At 53.5% G+C, this 11,298-nt stretch carries 7 protein-coding genes; all 7 read left to right on the top strand.

The genetic code is table 11. The features are described from left to right. The first annotated feature begins 980 nt into the window (after positions 1-980). The 7 genes from PUV47_RS19735 (at position 981) to PUV47_RS19765 (ending at position 10,825) form a co-directional block, all read left to right on the top strand. Positions 981-2,636 (top strand): BCCT family transporter, encoded by a 1,656-nt coding sequence (locus PUV47_RS19735; RefSeq protein WP_274220322.1) that lies wholly within the window; start codon positions 981-983, stop codon positions 2,634-2,636. A gap of 72 nt (positions 2,637-2,708) precedes the next feature. Next, on the top strand, positions 2,709-4,070 hold the full coding sequence (locus PUV47_RS19740; protein ID WP_274220323.1) for an FAD-dependent oxidoreductase: 1,362 nt from the start codon (positions 2,709-2,711) through the stop codon (positions 4,068-4,070). A gap of 42 nt (positions 4,071-4,112) precedes the next feature. Then, positions 4,113-5,393: an FAD-dependent oxidoreductase gene (locus PUV47_RS19745; protein ID WP_274220324.1), complete on the top strand. Its 1,281-nt coding sequence runs from the start codon at positions 4,113-4,115 to the stop codon at positions 5,391-5,393. Positions 5,394-5,853: 460 nt separating this feature from the next. Then, the gene (gene gcl, locus PUV47_RS19750) at positions 5,854-7,605 is read left to right on the top strand and encodes a glyoxylate carboligase (RefSeq protein ID WP_274220325.1); all 1,752 of its coding nucleotides are present in this window, start codon (positions 5,854-5,856) and stop codon (positions 7,603-7,605) included. 26 nt (positions 7,606-7,631) lie between these two features. Then, complete coding sequence (gene hyi, locus PUV47_RS19755; RefSeq protein WP_274220326.1) at positions 7,632-8,414, top strand: hydroxypyruvate isomerase; 783 nt, start codon at positions 7,632-7,634, stop codon at positions 8,412-8,414. 16 nt (positions 8,415-8,430) lie between these two features. Next, complete coding sequence (gene glxR / locus PUV47_RS19760) at positions 8,431-9,321, top strand: 2-hydroxy-3-oxopropionate reductase (protein ID WP_274220327.1); 891 nt, start codon at positions 8,431-8,433, stop codon at positions 9,319-9,321. Positions 9,322-9,529: 208 nt separating this feature from the next. Then, positions 9,530-10,825 (top strand): glycerate kinase type-2 family protein, encoded by a 1,296-nt coding sequence (locus PUV47_RS19765; protein ID WP_274220328.1) that lies wholly within the window; start codon positions 9,530-9,532, stop codon positions 10,823-10,825. The last annotated feature ends 473 nt before the right edge of the window (positions 10,826-11,298 follow it).

The following is an 11,298-nucleotide window of genomic DNA, read 5'->3' on the forward strand; positions in this document are numbered from 1 at the left end:
GAGCTCGAATGAGACCGCCAATACCCCATTTTGCGATTGAAAAAGTTTGAAAAATCAATTTGATAGGCATCGCTATAGTATTTGATGGCGCGCGAAATATATCATTGTTCGTTGGAAAACTGTCTCCGGCAAAGCCCTCAATACTGAAAAATATGTTTTTAAAACTCCGATATCTGATTCAATACGCAAATTGTGAGGAATTATATTTATCTCCACGAGAATCATGCGTTTCTTGAGGCATTGTTTGATAGCACGCTGCCAAGTCTCTGCTCGCCCTTCGACTGGGATTCAAGAATTGAGATAATGTCAACTGATAGTCGCTTTATGGTTTGTTCTGGTATGGGTACGTGGTTGTGTCGAAGGCGGCCTTGATCCTCGGCTGGTTTATGGGAGGGTGCCACTTGGAGGCAATGGTGGCGGCCCAGTCAGAGGTAAAACAGTGCTCTCATTGTGTTTTGAGATCGGATGCCGAGGGTAGGAACAAAGGGCTCAAAAGCCAGATTTGGTGCGCGTGTTAGGCTAGCCGCCTCGGCTCATTGATTGGCGGCTGCTCTATTGGCTGCGGTTTGCATTTGTGGGTGAGTCGATTTTGCATTTTTGGGCCGGTGCAGCGAGGTGGGGCAGTTTAGTCATCCCCTGTTGGGCCAGTCGCAGATAAATCTTTGATTACGCTAATATATCGTCGTTACCCTATCGTGAAGCTGAATTGAATTCAATTCAAAAGCTATCTTGCGGTGATAGATTTCGACGTTGGTTCGACTTTTTTGAGGGTCACTTCGGGCCATGTCACCTGGCGCTATTGAACGAATATTCAATCCTGTGTCCCGTGAAAAAACCCATAAAAACAATGGATAACTCCGAAAATTGGAAAGGTACGCGATTTACCTGACTGGACTTTTAGGAGGTCTGATGGCCACAGTTTCATATATTCGAACGCGTTCGAAAAGGGAGAGGTAACATGAAATTGGGAGGATGGATTGATGTCTGCACCATCTGGGCATAAAGAAGGGGCCATTGACAAGTGGGTGTTCTATCCTGCTCTGATCGTGACCTTGGTTATGGGTGTTTACTTTGTGTACGACCCGGCTGGCTCTAATGCCATTCTAGGTCAGTTACACAAATTCACGACCAACGAATTGGGTTGGTTCTTCTTGCTGGCGACCGTTGCTGCTGTGGTTTTCTGCCTTGTGCTGGCCATGGGACGCATGGGGGGGATCGTTCTCGGTGATCCAGGCCAAAAGCCAGCATTCAGCACATTCACATGGATCGGTCTTATCTTCACCTCTGGTACAGGGGGTAGCTTGCTGTACCTTGGCAGTGTGGAGTGGATCTGGATCATGCAGGCGCCGCCGTTCGGTGTTGAGCCTGGCTCAGCAGATGCTGCCCGTTGGGCTTCGGCCTATGGCATGTTCCACTGGGGGCCTTCCGCTTGGGCATGGTACATCTGCTGTGCTATACCTATGGCGTATTTCTTCTACATTCGTAAGCAAAAGAACATGAAGGTCAGCGAATTCGTGCGTCCTGTACTTGGGAACTATGCAGATGGCTTTGCGGGGCACCTCTGTAACTTCCTGTACATGTTTGGCATGATTGGCGGGGTTATGACCTCTCTGGCGCTAGGAACGCCACTTATCTCAGGCGTAATTGTTTATCTCGCTGGGTGGGAGTCAAGTAATCCGTTCTTGGATACTTTCGTGATCTTCCTTTGGACCTTCATTCCACTTGTTGCGCTCATTTTCGGGCTTCAACGCGGGGTCTCTGTACTTTCAGAGTGGAACGTTCGGGCCGACATCGTGATGCTGATTGCGATCCTTGTTTGCGCGCCAACAGCCTTCATCCTGAACCAGTCTGTCGACGGTCTTGGTCTTCTGCTGCAGAACTTCATTTACATGAGCTTCGTAACGGACGTTCTGCGTGAAACCGGGTTCCCTCAAGCTTGGACGGTCTTCTACTTCTCTTGGTGGGTTGTATATGCGCTTCCATTTGGCCTCTTCATCGCGAAGATTTCCAAGGGCCGTACCATCCGTGAAGTTGTTGCTGGCGGTCTGATCTTCGGTTCCCTTGGTTGCATGGTCTTCTACATGGTCCTGCCTGGCTTTGGTATTGATCTGCAGATGACAGGCGAAGCCGACCTAATGGCCGCAATGAGTGAAGGTGGCCGTGGCAAGGTGGTAACCACCATGTTGTCTCACCTGCCAATGTCGAGCCTGTTCATCTTTGCCTTTGGTGCGATCACGTTGATCTCCTACATCACTGGCCACTGTGCGGTAGGCTATTCACTTGCGGCGGCTACTCAGGAAGAGCTGCGTGACGATCAGGATCCTGCAAAGTGGAACGTGGCGTTCTGGTTGATCCTTGCTGGTGCGGTTTCTCTGGGTCTTTACTTCATCAACCCGGAATCTCTGAAGCCTCTTCAGACGGTATCCATTCTGACCGGCTTCCCACTGGTGTTCGTGATCTGGATTCTGTGCCAGAGCTTCATGAAGGCTATCAAGCAGGACTTCGCGGAAGGTCTGCCTGCCCCTGATGGACAAAACCGGATTTGGCTCGAGCTGGATGCTCAAGGCAATGGTGTCAAGGAACCAGCGGCGAAACCAGCTGCAGAACCTGGCGCGGTAGCTGTTCCAGCGGAATAACAAGACTGACGCCCCCGGCACCGCCGGGGGCTCCCCCAACAGATTAGTATTCTCAGGTCTTTGGATAATAAAATGAACACGATAGTCGAGCCGGTCAGAGAAACACCAGTCATGATGGAAACGGATGTACTGGTTGTCGGTAGTGGTCCATCCGGTCTTACAGCTGCAATTGCTTCCGCGCGTACTGGTGCAAAGACAGTAATTCTTGAGCGCTATGGCTGTTTTGGCGGCGTTCTCACTCAAGTAGGTGTCGAGAGCTTTGCTTGGTACCGCCATGAAGACACCGAAGATTGCGAAGGCATTGGCCGCGAATATGAGCGCCGTGCAAAGGAACTGGGCTTCACTCGGCCAGAGCCGCAATCCGTCAGCGAAGTGATCGACACAGAAGGTTTCAAGTACGTTGCCGACCGCATGTTGGTAGAGGCGGGCGTCACACCGCTGCTTCACTCCATGGTCGTTGATGTGGTTATGGAAGGCGACGCGCTGAAGGGCGTGATCGTTGAAGGCAAGTCCGGCCGCAAAGCTGTTCTAGCGAAGAAGATCGTTGATTGTACGGGCGATGCGGATGTTGCCTACAAGGCAGGTGCGCCCTACACAAAGCGCGACAAAAGCGAACTGATGGGTGTAACCGTCATGTTCAACTGCGCTGGCATTGATGTGCCGAAATTCAAGAAATTTGTTGAAGAAGATCTCAAGCCAACTTACGCCGACTGGGGCAAGAACTGGGACGTCATCACCGATGAAAAGGAAGATGACATGTTCAGTCCCTACATGGAGGATGTCTTTACCAAGGCCCATGAAGAAGGCGTGATCCCAGGCAATGCCGGGGCCATCGCAGGCACCTGGTCGACCTTCACAGAAACAGGTGAAGCGCTTCAGCTCAACATGGTCTACGCGTTCGGCTTCGACTGCACGGACGTTTTGGACATCACACGCGCTGAAATTGAGGGCCGTCAGCAGGCAATCTGGGCCATTGATGCATTGCGCCACTATGTGCCGGGTTTTGAAAACGCGCGTTTGCGCAATTTCGGCATGACGCTTGGAACGCGTGAGTCTCGCCTCATTCAGGGTCAAACCCGTGTGACCAAAGAACACGTGCTTAATCAGGGCCGTTGCGATGACAGTATCGGCATCTTCCCAGAGTTCATCGACGGCAGCGGCTATCTGATCCTGCCAACCACGGGGCGCTATTATCAGATCCCATATGGCTGTCTTGTGCCTCAAAAGGTCGAAAATCTGATCGTAGCCGGCCGCTGTATCTCTGCAGATGTGATCGCACACACCACCATGCGCAACATGATGTGCTGTTCGGTTACAGGCCAGGGTGCCGGCACTGCGGCAGCTTTGGCGGCAATGGATGATGTGAGCTTCACCGAGCTCGACATTGCCAAGCTACAGAAAACGCTGCGCGATCAAGACGTGCGTATTGACTAATCGGTGGCGCGTTTAGCGCCCCGACTTAGGGAGTTGGGTTTCATGAGAGAACAACGTGAAACAGTTGATGTGGTCATTGCGGGCGGGGGAACCGCCGGTCACGTGGCAGCAATCCAGGCGGGCCGTGCGGGGGTCAAGGTGTCCTTGATCGAGGCGAGCTCAATGCTTGGTGGCACCATGACCGACGGCGGCGTGTTCATGCCAAACCATTGGCATTCACCACGACAAGCCGTTGTGCAAGGTATCGGCTGGGAACTGTTCAAGCAGTCCAAGGAAGTAGAAGGTCTTCGGATCAAGCCAATGACCGAACGCCGCGCTGTAGATACGCCGGGGTACTACAGCAACATCAATGTGCCGATCTATGCCACATTGGCCGAGCAGGCTGCGCTGGAAGCCGGTGTTGAAATCCACTACCACGAATTTATCGGGGAAGTGCATCAGGACGGCAACGAGTGGGAAGTCACCTCATTTGCGCGCGGCATCAAGCGCATTACACGCTGCAAGGAGTTGATTGACTGTTCGGGTGATGCTGACGTTGTTCGCGCTCTGGGGCGGCCTGTAGACAAGGCCAGTGCCCGCCAGCCTGGCACGCTGCAATACCGCATTGAAGGTATTGACATGCAGCAGGTTTGGGAAGGCGAGGCTCAGAAGATCTATGATGAGGCCATGGAAAAGGGTGAGTTGGAGAAGGGCGACTGGGCTTACTTCGGCATCTATCCATTCCTGTGGTACCTGCAAATGGGCGGCCACAACGCCACGCATATTTATGGCTGCGATACCTCTGACGCAGATGGCCAGACCGCAGCCAATATTGAAGGCCGCAAGCGCATGCTGCGGATGTTTGAATTCGTGAGGGACCGTATTCCGGGCGCTGAGCGGGCTGTGCTCAAGCAGATGTACACCCGCGCCTTGTCTCGTGAAGGCTGCCGAGTGATCGGAGAGCACGTCGTGACGCTTGATGAGTTTATGGCCGCAGTGCCTTACGACGACGCTGTCTGCAACGCATTCAACTACATCGACCTTCACAATGAAGACAATGGTTGCGAAGAAATCTTCCATGAATCTGAAGAGCTTATTCCGACCGTACCTTTCCGGGCGCTAATGCCAAAAGACACCAGCCGTCTGCTTGTTGCAGGGCGCATTCTGTCTGCCGACAGAAAATCGCTGGCAGGTATTCGAGCCCAGTGCACATGCATGGCCATGGGGCAGGCAGTAGGAGCTGCTGCTGCCCTTGCTGTTCAAAGCGGGAGAGCGTCTCGCGATGTTCCGGTTGCGGATATCGTTGCGCTCACCGTCGAGAACGGCGCAGTGCCACTGCATTAAAGAACATCTCGCGAGGCGTCATCAGCCGCCCCGCGGGAATGCTGAAATGGCACCAAAGCAGGTAGGTAAACTATGAAAGTAGGAGCTGCTTGACCTGTCTGGTCTCGGGTTTCTGAGGCCATCAAGGTGAGATCAGTCGATCCAGATGAAGACCGTAATGCGGAAAGGCTCTCAATATGAGCGGTCCGCAAACGCCGGAGCTTTGCTTGGTCGAAGTCCCATCACTCAACAAAATGAACTTATCAAAAGTATAAATTTGATTTGCTATTGATAAGTTAATGTAAAAATAAAGTTTAACAAGATGATGACTATGTAATAAGGCGAATAGATCAAAAGTTTATACGTTGTTATTTCATGTCATATCACGTGTGTTGCTGGTTTAACCTCTGATCGAGTTTGGAACTCTCTCTCAATGAGACCAATCTTGTCGGCAATGCAATCCAAGATACGGAGAGAGCACATGGCTAAGATGCGGGCGATTGAAGCTGCAGTCCAAATCCTGAAGAAGGAAGGCGTGAGCGTTGCATTTGGCGTTCCGGGCGCCGCAATCAATCCATTCTACGCTGCTATGAAGACCTTGGGCGGGATCGAGCACATCATCTGCCGTCACGTTGAAGGCGCAAGCCACATGGCCGAGGGGTACACCCGGGCCAAGGTGGGCAACATCGGCCTTTGCGTTGGCACATCCGGTCCTGCAGGCACCGACATGATCACCGGCCTCTATGCGGCCATGGCAGATTCCATTCCGATCCTCTGCCTGACCGGTCAGGCACCTGTTGCGAAGCTGGACAAGGAAGATTTCCAGGCCGTCGACATCGAAGCGATTTCCAAGCCAGTTACCAAGATGTCAAAGACCATCCGGGACGGTGGCCAGATGCCGGGTTATTTCCAGCGTGCATTCTTCGAAATGCGGTCCGGTCGCCCAGGTCCAGTTCTGCTTGATCTGCCGGTCGACGTTCAGATGCAGGAAATCGAATTCGACATCGATCTCTATGAGCCAATGACGCCGTCCAAGCCAAGCGCCACCCGTGCGCAGGCCGAACGGGCGCTGCAGATGCTCAATGACGCCGAGAAGCCAGTGATTGTTTCTGGCGGTGGTGTTCTGAGTGCTGGCGCGGCTCCTCTGCTTCAGGAACTGGCTGAAATCACGGGTGTTCCTGTCATCCCAACATTGCGTGGCTGGGGCTCGATTCCAGACAGCCATGAGCTGATGATCGGCAAAATGGGCATGCAGTGTAACAATCGTTACGGCAATGCGAACTTCCTTGAAAGCGACTTTGTCTTCGGCATTGGAAACCGCTTCGCGAACCGCCACACCGGTCAGCTCGACACGTATCGCAAGGGACGCAAGTTCATCCACGTAGACATTGAGCCTACGCAGATTGGCCGCATCTTCTCACCGGACCTTGGCATCATCTCTGACACCGTTCCGGCTCTTGAGCGCTTCATCGAAGTGGCAAAGGAAATGAAGGAAAAGGGTGAGCTGAAGGACCGCAGCGCTTGGGTTGCCGAATGCAACAAGCGCAAGCGCACCATGCTGCGTCGCACTGACTTTAACGACACGCCTATCAAGCAACAGCGCGTGTTCCACGAAATGAACAACGTGTTTGACGGTGACACCCGTTATGTTGCCACCATCGGCAACACTCAGATCCAGGCCACTCAGATGCTGCATGTGGAGCGTCCGTTGCACTGGATCAATGCGACACAGGCCGGCCCCCTCGGCTGGACCATGCCTGCCGCAATCGGTGCAGCCAAGGCTGAACCGGAGAAGGAAGTTGTTGCTATCTCTGGCGATTATGACTTCCAGTTCTTGCTCGAAGAACTGGCCGTCGCCGCTCAGCACAACATTCCCTACATCCACGTGCTGGTAAACAACGCTTACCTCGGTCTGATCCGCATGTCTCAAATGGCATTCAAGATGGACCACTGCCTCGACCTCGGTTTCAAAAACGTCAATGTCGACGAAAACGTAAACGGTGGCTACGGCGTTGACTTCAAGTCCGTTGCAGAAGGTCTCGGCTGCAAGGCCATCCGCGTCTTTGATCCTGCTGAAATCGAACCTGCGTTGCGCAAGGCACGTGAGCTGCGCGATGAGTTCAGAGTTCCAGTCGTTGTCGAGTTCATTGTTGAACGCAAGTTGAATGTCTCCATGGGGCCAGACATCGACAAGGTCAACGAGTGGGAAGAAGTCATCGATCTCGAAGAATAAGACTCTTTAGGTATCAAGGAGTGAACATGCCTAAGTTAACAGCCAATCTGTCGATGCTCTTTACAGAGCTAGACTTCATGCAGCGGTTTGAAGCCGCTGCAGCCGCTGGGTTCAAAGGTGTTGAATACCTTTTCCCTTATGATTTCGAAGCGCAGGCGATTAAAGCTGAGTTGGACGCCAACGGCTTGCAGCAGGTTCTTTTCAACCTGCCTGCTGGCGACTGGGCGAAAGGTGAACGCGGCATCGCATGTTTACCGGGCCGTGAGGAAGAGTTTCGCACTGGCGTGGACAAGGCGATCGCCTATGCAAAGGTGCTGGGCAACACGCAGGTGAACTGTCTTGCTGGTTTTGTCCCGGCAGGTGTAAGCCATGAGCAGGCCGAAGCGGTTTTGATCGAAAACCTGCGTTATGCCGCACCGCGCCTCAAGGAAGCTGGCATCCTGCTGCTGCTGGAAGCTTGCAACACTCAGGATATGCCCGGCTTCTGCGTCAATACCTCTGCGCAGGCTCTTCGTTTGATCAAGGAAGTTGGCAGCGACAATCTGCAGTTCCAGTACGACATTTATCACATGCAGATCATGGAGGGTAACATTGCCAGAACCCTCAAGGACAATCTCTCGCAGATTGCGCATGTGCAGCTGGCAGACAATCCTGGTCGTCATGAGCCAGGTACTGGCGAACTCAACTATAGCTTCTTGTTCAAGCACTTGGACGAGATTGGCTATCAGGGTTGGGTTGGCGCTGAGTACATCCCATCAAACGGTACCGTTGAAGGCCTTGGCTGGCTGAAAGACTACAAACTTATCTAATTAGGAGTGAACTAAAATGGCAAAGATCGGTTTCATCGGTCTCGGTATTATGGGCAAGCCTATGGCTGGCCATCTCATCGAAGCAGGTCATGAAGTACACCTGCACTCCATTCCGTCCATTCCTGCTGAACTGGTGGAAGCTGGCGGCATCGCTTGCGAGAGCGGCAAGGAAGTTGCTGAAAAGGCCGAGATCATCTTCGTGATGGTTCCGGATACCCCGCACGTGGAAGCAGTTCTGTTCGAAGCCGGTGGTGTTGCGGAAGGTCTGTCCGCAGGCAAGATCGTGGTGGACATGTCCTCCATCTCGCCTTTGGCAACCAAAGAGTTCGCAAAGAAAATTCGCGAACTTGGCTGCGGTTATGTAGATGGCCCAGTGTCCGGTGGTGAAGTTGGTGCGGTAAACGCAACCCTTTCCATCATGGCAGGCGGATCTGATGAAGACTTCGCGAAGGTGAAGCCATTCTTCGAGCTGATGGGCAAGAACATCACTCTCGTCGGTGAAGCAGGCGACGGTCAGGTTGCCAAGGTCGCAAACCAGATCATCGTTGCACTGAACATTGAGGCTGTTGGTGAGGCTCTCTTGTTCGCATCCAAGGCTGGCGCAGATCCGGAGAAGGTACGTCAGGCTCTGATGGGCGGTTTTGCGTCCTCCAAGATCCTGGAGATCCACGGCGAGCGCATGGTGAAGCGCACGTTCAATCCTGGCTTCCGGATTGAACTGCACCAGAAGGATCTCAACCTCGCACTGTCCAACGCAAAGGCTATGGGTCTGTCCTTGCCAAACACGGCGACAGCGCAGGAACTCTTTAATGCTTGCTCCGCAAATGGCGGTGCCGCATGGGATCACTCCGGCATGGTGAAGGCTCTCGAGCTGATGGCAAACCACAAGGTTGCCGAAGACGCCTGATCCATGCACCTGTGAGAGGGTGCTTCATGCTCCACTTCGTTGGCGCCCTCTCACTCCTTCCAAGATGCCGACGGCGCTGACGTTCTGTTGGCTGTCTGCTTCAAGCAGGTCAATCCGTTGAGATTGGGTTGCTTCAATCAGATGAGTTGATCGGCATATAGCTGAGTAAGGCTTGCACACCACCCCGTTGCATTTGGGAGATGCATAAATGACCAAAGCTCCAAAAGAGTTGCTTCGCAGTTTGTTCGATGCCGCTGTAGCCTCCGCGCAGCCAGCCGTCTGCGTGCCGCCATTTCTGCCAAATGATGTGAAAGGCAAGCTGGTTGTCATCGGCGCGGGCAAAGCATCTGCAGCGATGGCCCGTGCCGTTGAAGATGCCTACGAGGGCGAGCTTGAAGGGCTTGTTGTCACGCGCTACGGCTATGGCGTTCCTTGCGAGAAGATCGAAATTCTGGAAGCGGCTCATCCCGTGCCGGATGAAGCAGGCCTTGAGGCCTCGCGGCGGATGATGGACTACGTGTCCAAACTGGGTGCAGACGATACAGTATTGTGCCTGATTTCAGGCGGCGGCTCCGCGCTCCTGCCGCTGCCTGCTCCGGGCATTTCGTTAGAAGACAAGCAGGCGGTGAACAAGGAGTTGCTGGCTTGCGGTGCCACGATTAATGAGATGAACTGTGTGCGCCGCAATCTCTCCCAGATTAAAGGCGGCCGCCTTGCTGCTGCAGCACATCCGGCACGCATAATCAATCTACTTATCTCCGATGTGCCGGGCGATGATCCGGTCAACATTGCTTCCGGTCCCACCGTTCAGGACACGACTACAGTCTATGACGCACTTGCGATCATTGAGCGCTACGGCATCGCACTCCCAGAAGCTGCCAAGGCGCACCTTGACCGCATGAAGGAGGAAGCCGATGCCAAGGGACCGAGCGGTGCAGCGCCTCTCTCTCTGGAAGGGGTGTCCATCGAAACTCACATCGTCGCTTCACCGCAGCGAGCGCTCGAAGCTGCGGCCGACGTCTGCGCCCAAGAAGGTATCCCGGCCTACATCCTCGGTGACAGCATTGAAGGTGAAGCTTCCGATGTGGGGGTAGTTTTTGCGGGCCTCAGCAAGCAAATTGTTTCTCACTCCCAGCCGTTCAAGGCACCTTGTGTGCTTCTATCTGGCGGTGAGACCACTGTTACCTTGAAAGGTAAAGGGCGCGGTGGTCGCAATGTTGAATTCCTGCTTTCCTATGCCGTGACCATGGGCGGGGCCAAGAACGTTTATGCCCTGGCAGGGGACACGGATGGCGTTGATGGCGTTGAAGAAATTGCTGGCGCGATCTGTGACCCAACCACCATCGAGCGGGCTTGGGAAAAGGGCATAAGCCCAAGCGCATCATTGGCAAACAACGACGGGCATGGCTTCTTTGAGGCGCTTGGTGACAGTGTGATTACCGGGCCGACCATGACCAACGTGAATGACTTCCGTGCCATCTTGATTACTGAGGACGGGCGCTGACTTTCTGCCGGATGCGCCACAAGCGTCAGAAAGTCGGTTTGCCTTGAAAGGCGGCGCTCTGATGGGGGCGCCGCTTTTCTTTTATCGAGGAAGGTGAGATTCGAGTGAGGCGACCTCTGTTTACTCTTCTGCGTCTTGTTGGATGAGATCGGCCAACCAATTATCGATAAAATCGAACTGGTTCGAATTTCTTGTGAAAAAGCCATTAGCCTAAAGACTAATCGAAAAAGGGGCGGTTTTTGGGGCACTCCAAGTCGCCCATCCCCTGAGCCTTTACTTGCGCATGCATAAAGATCTGAGTGGGCGTGCAAGCGCTCAACAAAAGCTATATATATCAATAACCTAAATGAAATTATGCTCCGTTTTGCAAGCGAGAGCTTTCGCAAAACGGCGGTCGGCTGACGTCATCTAGAACGGCAAAACAGCAGGCGTGATCGTTGATCTTAAGGGGTTCGGTAAAGTTCGTAGGCGGC

The sequence above is a fragment of the Pseudovibrio exalbescens genome (genome assembly GCF_028737195.1).
GTDB classification, from domain to species: domain Bacteria; phylum Pseudomonadota; class Alphaproteobacteria; order Rhizobiales; family Stappiaceae; genus Pseudovibrio; species Pseudovibrio zosterae.